General features: G+C 60.6%; 14 protein-coding genes and 1 tRNA gene. 5 read left to right on the top strand and 10 right to left on the bottom strand.

From position 1 onward, the window contains the following. The 5 genes from BM316_RS09715 to BM316_RS09735 all read right to left on the bottom strand — a co-directional run bounded on the left by BM316_RS09715 (position 1) and on the right by BM316_RS09735 (position 6,750). A complete protein-coding gene (locus tag BM316_RS09715; protein ID WP_090207025.1) occupies positions 1-780 on the bottom strand; it encodes an HpcH/HpaI aldolase family protein in 780 nt (259 codons plus the stop codon). After that, the gene (locus tag BM316_RS09720) at positions 777-1,979 is read right to left on the bottom strand and encodes an NAD(P)/FAD-dependent oxidoreductase (RefSeq protein ID WP_090207027.1); all 1,203 of its coding nucleotides are present in this window, start codon (positions 1,977-1,979) and stop codon (positions 777-779) included. The genes BM316_RS09715 and BM316_RS09720 overlap by 4 nt, the downstream gene beginning before the upstream one ends. After that, positions 1,979-3,664: a hydantoinase B/oxoprolinase family protein gene (locus BM316_RS09725; protein ID WP_090207030.1), complete on the bottom strand. Its 1,686-nt coding sequence runs from the start codon at positions 3,662-3,664 to the stop codon at positions 1,979-1,981. The genes BM316_RS09720 and BM316_RS09725 overlap by 1 nt, the downstream gene beginning before the upstream one ends. After that, a complete protein-coding gene (locus BM316_RS09730; RefSeq protein ID WP_090207033.1) occupies positions 3,661-5,736 on the bottom strand; it encodes a hydantoinase/oxoprolinase family protein in 2,076 nt (691 codons plus the stop codon). The genes BM316_RS09725 and BM316_RS09730 overlap by 4 nt, the downstream gene beginning before the upstream one ends. Before the next feature lie 63 nt (positions 5,737-5,799). Next, positions 5,800-6,750, bottom strand: a complete 951-nt coding sequence (locus BM316_RS09735) for a LysR family transcriptional regulator (protein WP_242649810.1) — start codon at positions 6,748-6,750, stop codon at positions 5,800-5,802. A gap of 96 nt (positions 6,751-6,846) precedes the next feature. Here BM316_RS09735 and BM316_RS09740 point away from each other — a divergent pair, with 96 nt between their 5' ends. The 4 genes from BM316_RS09740 (at position 6,847) to BM316_RS09755 (ending at position 9,857) form a co-directional block, all read left to right on the top strand. Next, entirely contained in the window at positions 6,847-7,986 is a 1,140-nt protein-coding gene (locus BM316_RS09740; protein ID WP_090207038.1) for an Acg family FMN-binding oxidoreductase, read from the top strand. A gap of 7 nt (positions 7,987-7,993) precedes the next feature. Next, a complete protein-coding gene (locus BM316_RS09745) occupies positions 7,994-8,440 on the top strand; it encodes a MarR family winged helix-turn-helix transcriptional regulator (RefSeq protein WP_090207043.1) in 447 nt (148 codons plus the stop codon). Then, the gene (locus tag BM316_RS09750) at positions 8,440-8,784 is read left to right on the top strand and encodes a hypothetical protein (RefSeq protein ID WP_090207046.1); all 345 of its coding nucleotides are present in this window, start codon (positions 8,440-8,442) and stop codon (positions 8,782-8,784) included. The genes BM316_RS09745 and BM316_RS09750 overlap by 1 nt, the downstream gene beginning before the upstream one ends. Positions 8,785-8,912: 128 nt before the next feature. Further along, positions 8,913-9,857, top strand: coding sequence for a Hint domain-containing protein (locus tag BM316_RS09755; RefSeq protein WP_242649811.1), 945 nt, complete (start codon positions 8,913-8,915; stop codon positions 9,855-9,857). Here the strand turns inward: BM316_RS09755 and BM316_RS09760 are convergent. The 3 genes from BM316_RS09760 to BM316_RS09770 all read right to left on the bottom strand — a co-directional run bounded on the left by BM316_RS09760 (position 9,854) and on the right by BM316_RS09770 (position 15,431). Next, positions 9,854-13,162: an error-prone DNA polymerase gene (locus tag BM316_RS09760; RefSeq protein ID WP_090207052.1), complete on the bottom strand. Its 3,309-nt coding sequence runs from the start codon at positions 13,160-13,162 to the stop codon at positions 9,854-9,856. The two genes, BM316_RS09755 and BM316_RS09760, sit on opposite strands and share 4 nt — an antisense overlap. A gap of 156 nt (positions 13,163-13,318) precedes the next feature. Continuing rightward, on the bottom strand, positions 13,319-14,785 hold the full coding sequence (locus BM316_RS09765) for a Y-family DNA polymerase (RefSeq protein WP_242649850.1): 1,467 nt from the start codon (positions 14,783-14,785) through the stop codon (positions 13,319-13,321). Beyond that, positions 14,754-15,431, bottom strand: a complete 678-nt coding sequence (locus tag BM316_RS09770) for an ImuA family protein (protein ID WP_090207057.1) — start codon at positions 15,429-15,431, stop codon at positions 14,754-14,756. The genes BM316_RS09765 and BM316_RS09770 overlap by 32 nt, the downstream gene beginning before the upstream one ends. A gap of 173 nt (positions 15,432-15,604) precedes the next feature. On the opposite strand from BM316_RS09770, the gene BM316_RS09775 reads away from it, so the two are divergent. Beyond that, positions 15,605-15,694, top strand: a tRNA-Ser gene (locus BM316_RS09775). Positions 15,695-16,166: 472 nt separating this feature from the next. Here the strand turns inward: BM316_RS09775 and BM316_RS09780 are convergent. Both BM316_RS09780 and BM316_RS09785 read right to left on the bottom strand, forming a co-directional pair. After that, positions 16,167-16,994, bottom strand: a complete 828-nt coding sequence (locus BM316_RS09780) for a 3-oxoadipate:acetyl-CoA acetyltransferase (RefSeq protein ID WP_090207060.1) — start codon at positions 16,992-16,994, stop codon at positions 16,167-16,169. After that, on the bottom strand, positions 16,991-17,872 hold the full coding sequence (locus BM316_RS09785) for an intradiol ring-cleavage dioxygenase (protein ID WP_090207063.1): 882 nt from the start codon (positions 17,870-17,872) through the stop codon (positions 16,991-16,993). Before BM316_RS09785 ends, BM316_RS09780 begins: the two co-directional genes overlap by 4 nt. Between the last annotated feature and the right edge of the window lie 6 nt (positions 17,873-17,878).

The following is a 17,878-nucleotide window of genomic DNA, read 5'->3' on the forward strand; positions in this document are numbered from 1 at the left end:
TCAGTCCTTTCCCATCGCTTTGCGCATTTTGGCCGCGAGCGCATCGGCTCCCTTGGCCAGCACATCTGAATCGAGCCCGCAGGCCACAAAGTCGAACCCCTCTTCCAGCAGGCTTGCCGCATGATCGGGGTTAGTCGAAAGCGTGCCTGTGCGGATGCCATCCGCACGCAGTTTGGCGGCCGTTTCGCGGATCAGGTCCCAAACGGCTGTTGTGTCAGCGGCACCCAACAGGCCCATGTCGGCCCCGATATCAGCAGGGCCGAAGAACACACCATCCACACCATCAACCGCTGCCATTTCGTGCGCGATGGAGACGGCGTGCTGTGTTTCAGCCTGAATGATCACACCGATATTGGCATTGGCCTGCCGGTGGTAATCCTTGATGCGCCCGAACTGTGTGGCGCGGATCGAACCAGCGACGCCTCGGATGCCCTCTGGCGGATAGCGGGTCGCGGCGACGGCGGCTTTTGCCTCTTCCACTGATTGCACCATTGGGAACAGCAGGTTCTGAGCCCCTGAATCCAGCAACCTCTTGACCATCACCGCATCATTCCACGGCGGGCGCACGATGGCCGAAGACCCATGTGGCGCGATGGCCTGCAACTGACCCACGACCGTCATCACATCAGTCGGTGCATGTTCCATATCGACAAGCAGCCAGTCGAAACCGGAAGAGGCGACCACCTCAGCCGAAAGGTTATTGGCAAGGCTGACCCAGAAGCCGCTTTGCTGGCGGCCTGCGCGCAGGTTCTCAAGAAAGGGATTGGGGGGCATGTTCATATGACGGCCTTTTCAACAAAGGGGCGGTTTTCCAGCACACGCTCATAGCCGAAGGGGGAAAGGTCAAGGGTGCGATATTCGCCGTGGGTAATCAATTCAGCCAGCCCGCGCCCGATTGCTGGGGATTGCTGCAGACCATGCCCCGAGAACCCATTGCAGAAGACGAAGTTCTGCGTCTGCGGATGCCGCCCCAAAATCGTGTTCTGATCAAGCGTATTGTAGGCATAGTGTCCGACCCAGCTTTGGCGCAGCTTGATGGCTTCAAACTGTGGCACACGCGTCGCGAGGATCGGCCAGACCTTGTCTTCCCAGATCGCATGATCCTCGACGAAGTCGGTGTAATCCACAGGCCCGTCATCGTCAGGCGGGCATCCGGCCATGTAGTATTTCCCGTCCGTCCGCATATGCACGCCAGATGGATCAATCGTCAGCGGCAAATCGCGGTCGAGCGGCTGGGCTGCCTCGAAGACAAAGGTAAAGCGCTTGCGCGGCTCCACCGGTATCTCGATCCCCGCCATGCGTGCGGTCAGGGCCGCGCGCGGGCCCGCGCAGTTGACGACCGTGCCGCAGGACACAACCTCACCCGAGGCGAGGATGACGCTTTCCACTTCTGTTTCGGCCGCATTGCGGTTCATGGCGATAACTTCGTTGGTCAGAAATTCGACGCCCTTTTGCTTCGCCTTCCGCTTCCACCAGTCAAAGAGGCTGTTACCATCGAAATAGCCCTCGTCGGTCAGATTATGGTTGCCTGCAATGATGCCGTCGAGATTGTAGAAGGGATAAGCGGCGGCGATCTCATCCGCCGTCATGTGCTTGGTGCCCGCACCAAGGGATGCCTGAATCCGCTGGTTTTCACGCAGGACCGCAGCGAACCCTTCGTTATCCGCCAGATAGAGGTAGCCGAAGGAATGTAGCCGCAAAGCGGGCACCTCAGGGTCATTACCCATGAAGCTGCGAAAGTTTTTCACATATTCCGCTCCGAACTGCGAAATCTGCACGTTGATCGGCTCGCTGAACTGCTGGCGGATGCAGGAATTTGTGTGGCTGGTCGACGCGAACGCGTAGGTCGGGTCGCGTTCGACCACCAGAATGCGGCCCTGAAAGTCAGGGTTGCTGACCAGAAACCACGCAACGGCAGAGCCATAGATGGCCCCGCCCACAATCACCACATCATAGCTGTCGTGGCTTGGTGCCTGCATCAACCGGTTTCCCCCCTCGCGACGGCGGCTCCCACGGCAGCGATGTCATCCGCGCTGAGGCCATAGTCCTCTGCCGCAGCTTTGGCGGAAATGTAGCCGCGTGCAAGGTCGCGTTTGATAAGATCGGGGTCGCGGTCAGCAGGATTGCCGTAGCCCGCACCACCCGGCAGCCCCAGCATCACGCGCCGGCCTTCGGGCACATATTGCTTACCCTTGCCTTGCATCGGCGTTCCGTCATCCTGCACAATCGTGGTTGCCCCGCCGTCGCGTCCGCCCTGCCGCCCGCGCGCGGGGTGGTTCACGCGGTCAAACATGGCGGAAAAGTCGAACTCGTGCCCTTCAGTCGCGCCTACTTCCATATATTGCCCAAGGCCGCCGCGCATTGCACCGGCCCCACCACTGTCAGGCCGCAGCTCTTTGCGCCAGATGATCACCGGCCCTGTATGCTCGGTCGCCTCGACCGGCATCGTCATCACGCCTGACGGAAAGGCCGTGGCGTTCAGCCCATCCACCGTAGGCCGCGCGCCCGCGCCGCCAGAGTTAAAGGCCAGCACCTCGGCCCGCCGCCCTGCCCCGTGGGTGGTGGGCCTGAGCGAGACCTGAAAGTTGCACAGACAGCCCGCGCCCTCGGCAGGCACCGTCGCGGGCAGGATTTTGTCGAGCGCGTCATAGACCGTGTCGGGGATCATATGTCCGATCACATGGCGCAAGGCGACAGGCGCCGGATGGGTCGCGTTGACGATACTGCCTTCAGGCGCGGTGATACGGAACGGCTCAAGCGAGGCCGCGTTGTTCGGGATTTCCGGCGCAATCGCGCATTTGAGCGCATAGCAGGCATAGGCCTTGGTATAGACCAGCGGCACGTTGATACCCTTTTTGTCGATGCCCGATGTGCCCGCAAAATCACAAAGCAGGTGATCCTCGGCAATCGCAAGGCGGACCTTGAGGTCAATCGGCGTCGCAAACCCGTCGATCCGCATCGCACCATTGGCCGTCTGACGTGGCAGGGCTGCGATTTTCTCCAGCGTGGCACGGCGCGAGTTTTCGAGGATGAACTTACCGATCCCTTCCAGATCACCGAGCGCAAATTCCGCCATCATCTCGGTCAGGCGGCGGTGGCCGATCTCGTTGCAGGTGGCCAGCGCGTAAATATCGCCCACCACCTGATCGGGTTCGCGCACATTGCCACGCACGATCCGCACCAGCGTTTCGTCAACGCGGCCCTGATCAGCGAACTTCATGATGGGGATATAGAGACCCTCTTCATAGACGCTCGCCGCATCGGCCCCGAACCCACGCCCGCCGATATCGACCACATGGGCGGTGCAGGCAAAAAAGCCGACGTGACGGCCCTTGTGAAACGAAGGGCTGACGACGGTGATGTCATGCAGATGCCCGGTGCCCTCCCACGGGTCGTTTGTGATGTAGACGTCACCCTCGCGGATATTCTCCCGCCCGATACGGCGGATGAAATGCGGGACAGCATCAGCCATGGCGTTCACATGACCGGGGGTTCCTGTGACGGCTTGCGCCAGCATCTGACCTGCCGCGTTATAGACACCAGCCGATAGATCACCCGCCTCGCGCACGGAGGTGGAAAACGCGGTTCGGACCAGCGCCTGTGCCTGTTCCTCGACCACCGAGATCAGGCGGTTCCACATGACCTGATAGGCAACGCTGCTCATGGGGTGACCTCCGTGATATCAATGGTGCCGTCGGGGCGGGCGATGGCGTGGCGGCTGGCGGGGACGACGATTGTGGTCTTATCCTCGGTGATCAGGGCGGGGCCAGCGACGGTATCGCCTGCGGCCAGACTGTTCCGCGGGACGACGGCGGCATCGGTCAGGGTTTCTGAGCCCGGATCGAAAAGCGGGCGCGTGGACTTGCGCGGGGCTTCGCTCCCTGCGGGTGTCTTGCTCAATGGGGTCGCTGCGGCGGCTTCGGTCGTGGCGTTCACGGCCCAGACGGTGATTTCGATATCCATGCCCGCAACTGTGCGCCCGAATAGCGTGGTGTAATCGGCCTCGAAAAGCTGCTGGAAGGTCTCTGCATCGGGGTTGGCGGCCTGTTCGGCCGTCAGCATCACGGGGATTTCCCAACCCTGCCCCGTATAGCGCATATAGACCTTGAACTCCGCATGGATCGGCGCCGTGGCGTCGCAGGTGCGCACAAAGCCTGTGGCCTCATCCTGCAAGGTGGCAAGCAGGTCTTTCACGGCATCCGCATCAAAATCTGAGAGCTTCATGTAGACGCTGCGTGTCGCCTCGAAACTGAACGGCGCACGCAGGAACCCAATGGCAGAGCCGACGCCCGCGCCCGTTGGCACCAGCAGGCGTTTGACGCCCAGTTTCTCGCAAAGGCGACCAGCGTGGAGGGGGGCCGCACCGCCGAAAGCGATCATGGTGTAATCGGCGAGGTCCTCGCCATTCTCGACCGCATGAACGCGGGCGGCGTTGGCCATGTTTTCATCCACGACTTCGGCCACGCCGAAAGCGGCTGTCAGGGCATCCATCTGCAGCGGTGCGCCAAGCGCATCCAGCGCAGATTCTGAGCGGTCCACGTGCAGTTTGATCGACCCGCCCGCGAAGCTGTCAGGATCTAGCTTACCCAAGGTCAGATCCGCATCGGTCACCGCAGGGCGTTCTCCGCCCCGCCCGTAGCAGGCTGGCCCTGGTTCTGACCCTGCACTTTCCGGCCCGACCCTGATCTGCAGCATCCCATCCACATGGGCGATACTGCCGCCCCCTGCCCCGATCTCGACCATGTCGATGACGGGGATCGAGATGGGCATGCCTGAGCCCTTCTTGAACCGATAGGTCCGCGCGACCTCGAAGACACGTGCGGTTTTGGGGGTCTGGTCCTTGATCAAGCAGATTTTCGCGGTGGTGCCGCCCATGTCGAAGGACAGCACCTTGTCCAACCCATAGCGTGCCGCGATGTTGGCGGCGAAAACGGCACCCCCTGCGGGGCCGGATTCCACCAGACGCACGGGGAATTCGGCGGCACTCTCCAGACTGATGATGCCGCCGCCAGAGTGCATCAGGTAAATCGGGCAATCCGCGCCCTCATCCGCCAGCCGCCCCTTCAGACGACCCAGATAGGATTTCATCAACGGCTTGATATAGGCGTTGGCGACGGTGGTGTTGAACCTTTCGTATTCGCGCATCTGCGGCGAGACCTCGGAAGAGATCGAGACCATGACATCGGGCAGCGCCTCGGCCAGCACCTCGCGGATCATCTGCTCATGTGCGGGGTTGAGGTAGGCATGCATGAGGCCGATGGCGATGCTCTCGAACCCGTAGGAGCGGATGTGGTCGGCAAGGGCCGCGACCTCGGAACGCTCAAGCGGGATCAGCACCTCACCGCCGGCCCCGACACGCTCTTTCACGGTGAAGCGATGCTGGCGCGGCAGGAGCGGTTCAGGCAGGACAAGGTTCAGGTCGTATTGCTCAAAGCGGCTCTCGGTGCGCATCTCAATCACATCGCGAAAACCTTCGGTCGTGATCAGCGCGGTCTTGGCCCCGCGCCGTTCGATCAGCGCATTGGTGGCAAGCGTCGTGCCGTGGATGATCTGGTCGATCTGCGCAGGTTTGATCCCTGCCTTGTCACAGACCTGATGCATCCCGTCGATGATCGCGTCCTCGGGTGCGGCATAGGTCGTCAGCACTTTGGTCGAGAATTGATCGCCCCCGACCTCCAGCACCACGTCGGTGAAGGTGCCGCCGATATCAACGCCAAGACGGATGTGATGGGCCATGCTGCCTCTCCCTGATTGCGGTCAGGCTAGACGGATCAATACATCACTTCCAATTATTTGATTTTATATATTCGATTGAATTTTGTGATCTTTTGCCTGAGCCACCTCAGCCGCGAGCGCTGCCGCGTCGGCCACAACACGCGGCGTGCGGTCGGCGTCATAGCGGGCAAAGAAATGTAGTGGCTCGGGCGTCCAAGGATAGGCGAGTGTCACCAACCGCCCCTCGGCCACATCCTCGGCCACCATCGCCTCGGGTAGCGCGGTGATCCCCAGCCCGTCGAGCGCCATGGTCTGACAAAGCGCGAGGTTGGTGGATGGCACAAGGCGCGGCGTGATCTGGTGGCGCGTCGCCAGATGGGCGGCGATTTCGTCATAAAGGCGCGTGTCGCGGGCGTGGGTCAGGATCGCGTGGTGGGATAGCAACCTGTCCGACAGTGCGCGCTCTGCCGTCAGGCCGGGGGCCGCGACCCAGACCAGCGGATAGGCCCCGATCTCCACCACGCCGCTAAAGGCCCGCGCAAAGGGCTCGTTCTGCAGGGCAAGGTCCAGCGTCCTGTCGGCCAGCGCCTTTTCCAGATGGACCGAGAAATCAACTGTTACCTCAACGGTCAGACGCGGGAATTTGTGGTTGAGCGCGCGCAGGTAGGCCCGCAGCCATGTGTGCACGATCATCTCGGTCACACCGAGCCTGAGCGTGCCTGTCGTCAGCGCCTTCTGATCCGCCGCCGCCGCAAGCCCGTCAGTTGCATCAAGCACGCGGCGCGCGTGGGCGAGCAGTTCCTGCCCCTTGGCCGTCAACCGCACGGCACCCGCATCGCGGGTCATCAGTTCCGCGCCCAACGCCTCTTCCAGTTTGGCGATCCGGGCCGAGATATTCGGCTGTGTCGTGTTCAGCCGCTCTGCTGCGCCGCGAAAGCTTTGCAGATCAGCGACCCAGACAAAGGCTTCGAGTTGTTTGAGGTTGAATTGCATCGCTGAGGCCAGACGGAAAGTGATTTCCCCCCAAAGTGACAAGCACGCGACCGTGAAACCAGCGATTTCTGCTGAGCTGTTGCATTTAGTACGATATCGTACTACTTAGTTCGATATCGTACTAAATGGAGAGCCCTGATGAATCGTCGTAAATTTCTTTCTCTGACTAGTGGTGGTGTCATTCTTGCCGCGACGGCCAGCGTCGCGACCGTTGCCACGCGGTCCCCTGCTGCGGCCTTGGCGCCCTGGGATCAGGCCGGTGTCGGCTATGCAGACCCACGCATGCGCGCCCTGTCCTATGCAATTCTCGCGCCCAACCCGCACAATCGGCAGCCCTGGATGGTTGACCTGTCGCAGCCGGACACCGTTGTCCTGCTGGCAGACACGGACCGGCTTCTGCCACATACCGATCCTTTCAACCGGCAGATCATCATTGGACTTGGCTGTTTTCTTGAAATCATGGTCATGGCCGCTGCCGAGGATGGTCTTGCGGTTGATCCGGATGTGTTTCCTGAGGGCGCGGATGCTGCGGCATTGGATGGCCGTCCGGTCGCCATCGCACGGTTCCGCGCGGATGCGCGTGTTCGCCCTGATCCGCTGTTTCGGCATGTTATGGACCGTCGTTCCAACAAGGAACCATTTGACGTGGACCGCACAGTCTCTGCAGATGCAGTCACGCAAATCGCCATGGCCGCCGAAAACCGCACCCGCGTGGACGGCAGTGTCACACCAGAGAGTATCGCGAGCTTGCGGCAATTAACGACCGAGGCGCTGATGATCGAGATTGAAACGCCGCACACCTATAAGGAAAGCGTGGACCTCTTTCGGATCGGCAAAGCCGAGATTGAAGCAAACCCTGACGGCATCGACTTTAGCGGCCCGATGTTTGAAACGCTGGGTGCCGCAGGGTTGATGACGCGCGACGCGGCATTGGACACCTCTTCCACAATCTACAAGCAAGGCATTGCTGCCGTCGTCGAGAACACCGATACGGCCATGGGGCATCTTTGGTTGACGACGCCCGGAAACACGCGCGCAGACCAAATCAACGCGGGCCGCGACTGGGTGCGGCTGAACCTCGCCGCCACATCCCTTGGCGTTGCGATGCAGCCCCTTAGTCAGGCGTTGCAGGAATACCCGGAAATGTCTGACCACTATCAGTTGGTGCATGAAATGCTCGCGCATGACGGGGAAACCGTGCAAATGCTGTGCCGTCTGGGTTATGGTATCAGAATTGACCGCAGTCCGCGCTGGCCGTTGGAGGCGAAACTGATCTGAGGGGAAAATGGACGACAACGACCTCGCACTCTTTGCGGTCTTTAACGAGATCGGGATCATCAACCAGCTGAGCAGCACCGTCTTTCAGTCTCGGTTGCCTGATGGGCTGCTTGTTTCCCATTTCAGTGTCTTGAACCATCTGGCGCGACTGGGCGATGGACGCACACCTTTGTCCATCGCCAATGCCTTTCAGGTGCCAAAGACAACGATGACCCACACACTTGGAGCGCTGGAAAAGCGCCGTCTGATCAAGATGGCCCCAAATCCTGCAGACGGCCGCAGCAAAGTGGTGGTTTTGACGGAAGCCGGACAAAAGGCGCGAGAAGATGCCATCGCGGCTATGACCGGCCCGCTTCACCGCTTGGCCGAAGGGGTTGGGCGCGACGCCTTGATGGACCTGTTGCCCCGCCTTGCTGCTTTGCGTGAATTTCTGGATGACAATCGGAATATCTGATGCGCAAGCCACTGTCGGCATATTCTGGTGACGAACGCCGACAGATCGCAGCGCTGGCCAAACGCAACCTGAAAGCGGAGGTGCGGCTGATCCTCGGCGGTGGGTTTGCGCTCGTCATGATCGCGATGTCCTTTGTGGCCGAGCAAACGTTTTTGCCGCTCTCGTTCGCCTTGGGGCTGCGCCCGACTGTGGTCTGGGTGGGTCTATCCTTTGGCTGCGCGGTCGTTTGGGCATGGTGGCACCACAGCCAGGCCAAGCCGCGCATCATGGCAGCACAAGTTCTGGATGCAGCGTTCCTGCATGACTATCAGGCACAACGGCGTCGCGAACATCGCAAGAAATGAGTGCATGAGCACAAAGGGTGTGACCGCGTCTTGCCCGCTTTCGCTACACCACTGGATACTACCCATCGGCCCCATCATTTGGTAAGTATAGCCTGTAAACTTGTTGGTGTTATTCGTTCAAAATGTCCTTGTTAACACTTACATTTCCGATCGGAACAGTTGCGACAGTCAGCAAGATCCGCGGGCGCTGGGTTGTTACTTCCGTCAATCAAGAACCGGTCACGCTGACGATCAACGATTTCGACGGTGACGGTTTCATCTCGAACAACGAATGGGACCCCGTGGCAGGCGGTGGTGGCGGGAACGATCGCGGTCAGACGAACTATCTTTACGCCGGCGGCGGTAGCGCTGGCACGCTTTACTTCACGACAGGCGGAACATTCTCGGTCGGTCAGAACGTCTCTGGCATTATGTCGAGCCTTTCCAACTTCTTTGAGGCTGATGTCAGCGGACTGATCTGTTTTGCGAACGGAACTGTGATCGAAACCGCGAACGGTCCACTGGCAATCGAGCACCTGAGTGTTGGCGATCTTGTCGTCACGCGCGACAGAGGGTTGCAACCCATTCGCTGGATCGGCCAAAGACAGGTGACGGCCTCGGATATGGCAAGCAACGCAAAGCTGGCTCCGGTGCGCATTGTTGCAGGTGCTTTGGGTGAAGGAATCCCAAAGCGCGATCTATGTGTGTCACGGCAACACCGGATCATGCTTGCATCACCGATTGCCGAACGCATGTTCGGGCGGCGCGAAATTCTGGTGGCAGCCATCAAACTCACCGACTGGCCAGGCATATTTCTTGATGGTCAGCTGTCCGGCGTGACCTACTACCATATGCTTTTTGATCGCCACGAGGTGGTGATGGCTGAAGGCGCATGGACCGAGAGCCTGTTCACTGGTCCCGAAGCCCTCCGTAGCTTGCCTCCGGCAGCACGCGAAGAGATTGACCTGCTGTTTCCCGATCTGATCTCAGGGGAGCCGCTGACTGAACCTGCGCGTCCGATTGCTGAGAATGGCGCGCGTCTGCGCAGGTTGGTTGCGCGCCACATGGCAAACCAGAAGCCTCTTTTCTCTTAGTGGAAGTCCCGTGACTTCGGAATCACCCGCGCGTCGCGTGGGTGCCCGCTCCGGCGGTCTTGCGGGATGGGTTTGCGCACCTCGTCCGCATGCGCAAGAGGGGCCGTCATACGCAGATCCGTGTTCAGCCGTTCCAGCGCGTCAGTGCGGTTTTCCAGATGGGTGGCGACCACGTGGATCACGTCCTGATCCTTTTGCAGATAGCCGCGCACATCGATCAGATGGGCGCGCATGATCACCTTGCGGTAGGCCTCCATCACCTTGGGCCAGACCACAAGGTTGGCCACCCCCGTTTCATCCTCAAGCGTGATGAAGCACACACCCTTGGCGCTGCCGGGGCGCTGGCGGATCAGGACGATGCCCGCCAGTTTGACCCGCTGGCCGTTCGCCATGTTGTCGAGCGCCCGCGTTGTGGCGTAGCCCTGTCTGGCCATGCTCCGCCGCAGGAATGACATCGGGTGTGCCTTCAACGACAGCCGTGTCGTCTGATAATCCGCCACCACATGTTCGCACACGGGCATCTGCGGCAGCTCGAAGCGCACCTCTGCCCCCTCATCCCGCGTGTCTTGGAACAGCGGCAGGTCAGGCGCATCGCGCAGCGCGCGCGCATCCCAAAGCGCCTGTCGCCGGTCAAGTCCCATCGAGCGCGCTGCATCGGCTGCCGCCAATCGCCGAATGGTGCCCGCGTCAAGTTTCGCCTGTTCTTTCAGGTCCTTGAGGTCAGTAAACGGTCCCGCCCGCGCAGCCATGATGCGCTGCCCCATCTCGGCCCGCATCCCGTCGATCTGGCGCAAGCCAAGGCGCACCGCAAAGACCCCTGCCCCGACCGGTTCCAGCGTATTGTCCCAGTCGGAATAGTTCACATCCGGCGCGCGCACGATCACCTGATGCTCGCGCGCGTCGCGGACAATCTGGGCGGGCGCATAAAACCCCATGGGCTGTGAATTGAGCAAGGCCGCGCAAAACACATCCGGATAATGCCGTTTGATCCAGCAGGAAACATAGACCAGATGCGCGAAACTGGCCGCATGGCTTTCAGGAAAGCCGTAATCGCCAAACCCCTTGATCTGGTTGAAACAGCGGTGCGCGAATTCGGGATCATAGCCGCGGTTGATCATGCGGCTGACCATCTTGTCCTCAAGCTTGCCGATTGTCCCGCGTGAGCGGAAGGTGGCCATCGCCTTGCGCAGCTGGTTGGCCTCTTTGGTGGAAAATTCGGCGGCGACCATGGCGATTTTCATGGCCTGCTCCTGAAAGATCGGCACGCCGAGGGTCCGGCCCAGCACTTTGCGCAATTCATCAGGGTCATGGGGTGGCGCGGGGGACGGGTATTCGGTGGGCTCGGTCCCGTTGCGGCGGCGCAGGTAGGGGTGGACCATATCGCCCTGAATGGGACCGGGGCGGACGATAGCGACCTGAATGACGAGATCATAAAAGGTACGCGGCTTCATGCGCGGCAGCATGTTCATCTGCGCGCGGCTTTCGACCTGAAAGGTGCCAAGGCTGTCACCACGGCAAAGCATGTCGTAGACGGCCGGGTCCTCTTGCGGGATGGTCGCAAGGCTAAACCGCTTGCCATAATGCGCATCTATCAGATCAAAGGCCTTGCGGATGCAGGTGAGCATGCCCAGTGCGAGCACATCGACCTTGAGGATGCGCAATTCATCAATGTCATCCTTGTCCCATTCGATGAAGCTGCGGTCGGGCATGGCGCCGTTGCCGACGGGCACGGTCTCGATCAGTTTCTTCTCGGTCAGGATGAAGCCACCCACATGTTGACCCAAGTGGCGCGGCATCCCGATCATCTGGTCGGCCAGTTTGATCGTGCGCGCCATGAGCGGATCGGAGAGGTCCAGCCCCGCCTCTGCCGCCTCTTTCGCGCCGATCTCGCGCCCCCAAGAGCCCCAGATGGTTTTGGCGAGCGCGCTGGTGATATCCTCGGACAGGCCCATGACCTTGCCCACCTCGCGCACCGCCATGCGCGGGCGGTAGTGGATGACGGTGGCACAAAGGGCCGCACGGTCGCGACCGTATTTGTCGTAGATGTGCTGGATCACCTCCTCGCGCCGTTCGTGTTCGAAATCGACGTCGATATCGGGGGGTTCTTTACGTTCCTCACTGATGAACCGCTCAAACAGCAGGTCGTTCTTGCTCGGATCGACCGAGGTGATACCCAGCACATAGCACACTGCCGAGTTCGCCGCGGACCCCCTGCCCTGACAGAGGATTTCAGGTGTGGCCTCGTAGCGTGCGAAATTGACGATCTGGTGGATGGTCAGGAAATACTGCGCGATATCGAGTTTCTCGATCAGCGCGAGTTCCTTGCCAAGGACCGCCTTGATATCACTTGGCACGCCTTCGGGATACCGGTTGGCCGCCCCCTTCCATGTGATCAGTTCAAGGTATTCCTGCGGGGTGTAGCCACCGGGGACGGTTTCCTTGGGGTATTCATAGGCAAGTTCCGTGAGATTGAAATTGCAGGCATCCGCCACCTGACGGCTGGCACGGATCGCATGGGGCCATTCGGCAAAAAGGGCCACCATCTGCGCAGGCGATTTCAGATGCCGCTCGGCATTAGCCTCCAGAAGATAACCCGCTTTGTGGATCGTCGTCTTGTGCAGGATGCAGGTCATCACATCCTGCAGGGGCCGCCGTTCGGGGGCGTGGTAATGGACATCATTGGTGGCAAGGATCGACAGCCCATGCGCCTTGGCAAGCGCATCAAGGCGGTTGATCCGCGCGCGGTCATCGCCACGATAGAGGTAACTGGCAGCGATATGCTTCATGCCGGGCAATGCACGGCGCAAGCGGCGGAAACCGGCCTCGAAATGGGCAAGATCGTCACCGGGCACGGCGATCAATTGCACGCCTTCGCTCTGGCGTGCCAGATCATCAAGGGTGATATCGCAGGCCCCTTTGGCCTGCCATGCCCCGTCCACATCATGCATCTTGCCTTTGGAGAGCAGCGTGCATAACCGCCCATAGGCCGCACGGTCGCGGGGGTAGGCCAGAAACGCCTCGCCCGTGACCAGTTGCAAACGGCACCCGATGACAGGGCGCATTTTGGCCTTGGTCGCCTCGCTGTGGAGACGCACGACACCCGCCATGGTGTTCAGATCGGCACAACCCAGCGCGTCGTATCCTAGCGCATGGGCGGTTACTGCGAGATCCACCGCGTCAGAGGCCCCGCGCAGGAAGGAAAAACAGGTGGTCAGCCCCAGCTCGACAAATGGTGCGCGGGGGTTGGCGGGGAAGTCCTCGTCCTCAAGCGTGCGACGGGGGTGCTGGTGATCGTTCTCAGGCATGATCCAGCTCCCACAGGCCCATCTTCATCTTGGCCCAAAAACTCCCGCCGGAGGCTCCCCAACTCTCACCCCACGCCTTAGAGACGATCAAACGCCCCGCCCGGCAACGCCGGACATCGCCTGTCCGGAGTGCCGTCCTTTGTTGCTTCACCCCAATCACCCGAAAAACCCATGCACAAACCAGCGCGGCTCCGCCCCGCGCCCGTCACCCAGAACACCTTCGCGATAAAGCCAGAGCCTGCGCCCCGAAGCATCCTCGACCTTGAAATAATCCCGCAGCCGTGTGCCGGGGCGGTCTTTCCACCACTCTGGCGCGATCCGCTCGGGTCCCGCATAGCGCGCCACGCGACAGGTCTGCCGCCGCCAGATGAACTGCGCAGGCGGGCCTTCGGGAACGGCGTAAAGCACGCGCACCTCTTCGGGATGATCCAGCAGGCGCAAGGGGCGTTCCTTGGTCACCTCTGTCTGATCGGCGGGCGCTTTGGCCAATGCAGCCAACGCACCTTCAGCCCGTTCGGGCACATGGCTTTGGTGCAAAACGGGGTGCGTCACGGAGCGGGGTCCGAATTTGGCGCTGAGGCGGTCGATCAGCCGGGACAGATGCAGGTCATCGTCGCTGTCGCCATCCAGACGGGTCTGGCGCTCTTCCACCTCCTCCACCCCGCCGGCGGCAAGGGTGATCAGATCAAAGCCAAATCCAGGGTTGATCCGTTCGAGCTTGTCACGAAAGAGGCTATGCAGATGCGCCGGATCACGGGTCGGGGCGGATGTCCTGACCGTCACCTCGGCCACATCGCCATCAGTGCGGTAGACCACGAGATGCAAGGCGCGGCAGCCCAGACCCGCCACCTTGAGCTGCTCGCAAAGATCTTCGCACAGCTCCGGCAGATGCGGGCTGGGGTCAAAGATCGGCTCGGCCAGACGGGCGGTCGCGCGAATGGGCGGGCGGGCCTCGACGCTGGCCACAGGCTCGGCCAGCTTGCCCAACGCCTGATCGAGGCGCATGAGCGGGTTCGCCTCCAACCCCGCTTTCACAAAACGGCGGGTGAGCGACAGGCGCGGCACATCCATCACCGCGCCGATGGTTTTCAGCCCCAGACGGCGCAGCAAAAGCACCGTGTCAGCATTCAGCCGCAGCCCCGCCACAGGCAAGGGGCCGAGTTTGAAAAACGCCTCGTCTTCCTTGCAAATACTGCGCACCGGCCCGAACCGCGCCAGCGCCCATGCCGCCCCCCATGTAGGGGCAACCGCCAGCCGTGCGCTCAGGCCCAGCAAGGCAAGCTGGGTTTCGATTTCGACCAGCATCGCAGCCTCGCCGCCCCAAAGATGATCAGATCCGGTGGTGTCGAGAATGATCCCGTCGTCCCCGTCACGCACGGTCCATGGACAGAACCGCCGCGCCCAGAGGACCAGCCGATCCAGCACTGCACGATCCCCCGCAGGATCGGCATATTCCACCTGCAATTCCGGACAGATCGCGCGCATATCCACAACGCGCGCGCCTGGGTTCACCCCGTCCATCCGCGCCTTGCGGTTGGCGGCGTGGATCACAGGGCCATGATGCCCCTCACGCGCCAGCACAACGGGAATATCATCCGGCGGCGCGTTGCCTTGCCGCTCCATCACCTTTGTCCACCGCTCGATCGCCAGTTGCGGCAGCGAGATGGAGACGATCCGCCGCCCGCTCATAAGTCGCCACCCATTGCCCGGGTTTGGAGCGGCGCGAGCGGAAGAGGTCGAGCGCCCAGCGCGGATCGCCGGGGGCTTGGGCATCGTGCGGATGCGTGGCCGAGGGCAGGCTGGCAATGCGCCAGCGGTCGCGCGCCGCGCTGAGGTCCGGTGAGGCCGCCCGCCGGATCAGCCAACAGGAGACATCCGCGGCCTCGGCTCGCATCGCAAGGCGCTTGGTCGCAGTGAAATCCAAGGCCGGCGGATCGCCCCAGACCTCGCCCACAACGGCGGCGAGGGCGCGGCAGCGCAATCCATCCTCCATCGCCCAGAGCACATCTGATGCGCGCGACAGATCGACCATGATGATCGGGTGCTGCAGTCCAATCCCGGCCAGCGAGGGATACCCCGCCTCTTTGCGCGAGAGCCTGTCTTGCACCCAAAGGATCGGGGCGTTTGTCTTTGGCAGGCGTGAAAGCATGAAGGCCGTGGCACTGGCATCCGCAGGGGCGGCAGGAAACACTTCGGCCAGCGTATGAGGCATTGCGGCAGGGCGTATCCCCTGCCCCGCCAACCCTTGCTGCATCCGAAGCACACCCATTCACCTGACACCGAATCCGCTATTTGTTCCTGTTTTGTTCTAATTCATTTTGACCGTTTTCGCAACGGCGTGAGACAGGCGAAAATGCGGGTTTTGCATGGCGCGGCAACAAACACCCCCAAAGGGCAGATTCCGCTTGTGATCCCAAGAAGGTTCCTGCTAGACCCGCCAGCGGAGACGTGGCCGAGTGGTCGAAGGCGCTCCCCTGCTAAGGGAGTAGGCGGGAAACCGTCTCGAGGGTTCGAATCCCTTCGTCTCCGCCACAATGGCGAATGCACCATAAGACACTGTTATTTATACATTTTAGTTATAACTTGGAGGCGCAACCATATACGCTTACCACACACGTCACCCCCACCTCTGAAGTCGTATCTTAAACAAACGCAGTCTTCGGTCTCATCACCGCCCACACCTTCCTGTAGGAAGAATTGAACCAGCGACTTACACCTCGATCAAGCACGAGTTCTTTAACGAAATAGGTCCATGACCGACTTTCAGCTTCTGAATCTGGTGTTCCAGTCGAAGCCAGCATGACCGACACTCACCGAGAGCACGGAATGGGGCGTTCGACGAAGCTGCAGCTCGCCAACTTAGCATTTCCTAATTCGCTTCGGCAGAATAATAGCTCCGGCTTGAGGTTGTGCTGTCTGACAAACTGTCAATCACAAGGCCACAGCTGCGACGATCAAACGTCGTCTTGAACTCGGAACGGGCGTTTCGATATCGGCAATCTTGCTACACGATCCCCAATATTTCCCGTGCTTGCATATGGTTCGCAACAGGTCTTCCGTGCTGTGCACAAATTTCGGCCAACCGCTTCACGAGGGCTGCGTTGGAAGGCGCCAAAGTGTGTTTGTCGAGCCTGATGTTGTCCTCAAGCCCGGTCCGGGCGTGGCCGCCTGCGGAGACCGACCACGCGTTTAGAAGAGACTGGTTTGCCCCGATTCCTGCCGCACACCACGGCGCGTCATCGCCGAACAAACGCTTCACTGTCTTCACATAAAAATCAAACACATCTCGATCAGCAGGCATGGCGTTTTTTACACCCATCACGAATTGGACATAGGGAGTGGCTTCGATCTGGCCGTTCCTGTGCATCTCGGCTGCCTTGAGAATGTGCGACAAATCGAAAGCTTCGATTTCGGGTTTCACGCCATAGGTGCGCATCTCGGACGCGAGCCAGTCGACGAGGTCAGGCGGGTTTTCGTAGACCCGCGTCGGGAAGTTGTTGGACCCGACGGACAGCGATGCCATGTCTGGTTTCAACTTCAGCGCGCCGCCACGCTCTTTGCCTGCTCCGGACCGCCCGCCGGTCGAAAACTGGATAATCATCCCTGGGCAGTGTTTTTCTACACCTTCTTTGAGCGCTGCAAACTTGTCAGGGTCGCTTGATGGGCTCTCATCATCGTTGCGCACGTGGGCGTGGACAATGGTGGCCCCTGCCTCGAACGCGGCATGGGTGCTTTCGATTTGCTCGCTGACCGTGATGGGCACCGCGGGGTTGTCGGACTTGCGTGGCAGGCTGCCCGTGATGGCCACGCAGATGATGCAAGGTGTCGTCATGATGCAGGCGCCAGCACGAAGTCGTGAATCACTTCGTAGTATGGTCCATCAAAGCCAGCGTCTGCGATTTTCGCCGGATCTTCGATCAGGTCAAACTTCGCCAAAAGGCTTTCCTTGACGCCGAAAACAGCGTCCGAGTGGATGTAGGGATCGTCAGGGTCGAAGATGTGCGTAATGAGAGTCTCATAGCCTTCAGCTTCAAGAATGTAGTGCAGATGTGCGGGCCGGAAGGGATGCCGCCCAAGCTTTTCAAGCAATTGACCAACCGGACCATCATCCGGGATCGGATAGAATTTCGGCTTCACACCCTTGAAGTGATAGGTGCCATCAGCGCCAGTACGAAACACGCCCCGCAGATTGAAATCGGGCTGCAGACCCTTTTGCTGCACGTCATAGAAGCCTTCGTCGTTGGCCTGCCAGACGTCGATCTTGGCAGCGTCTATGGGTTGCCCGTCTGTGCCAAGGATCCGGCCCTTGACCAGCATCGGATCCCCCTTTTGATCAAGGCAGATGTCCGATCCCATGGGCAGTTCCGGTGCGTCTGGCACGTGGAACGGCCCGAGCACCGTGGATTCCGAAGCACCGGAAGGTTTGCGATTATTGATCGCGTCTACCAGCATCGACACCCCGAGGCTGTCGCTCAGCAAAATGAATTCCTGCCGCCAGTCATTACACATATGACCGACCTTGGTGAGAAACTGGATCGCCTCGAACCATTCCTCTTGGGTAGGCTCGATCTCTTTGACGGCGGCGTGCAGATGTCTGGTAATGGCCTCCATCACTTCGGCCAAGCGTGCGTCCTTGGCGTTTGCATTGCGGCTGATGACAACCTCGGCGGAGTTGGCTTCGGTAAAATACCCTTGTTCCTGTGCTGACATGGGTGA

Source organism: Yoonia litorea, assembly GCF_900114675.1.
Taxonomy (GTDB): Bacteria; Pseudomonadota; Alphaproteobacteria; order Rhodobacterales; family Rhodobacteraceae; genus Yoonia; species Yoonia litorea.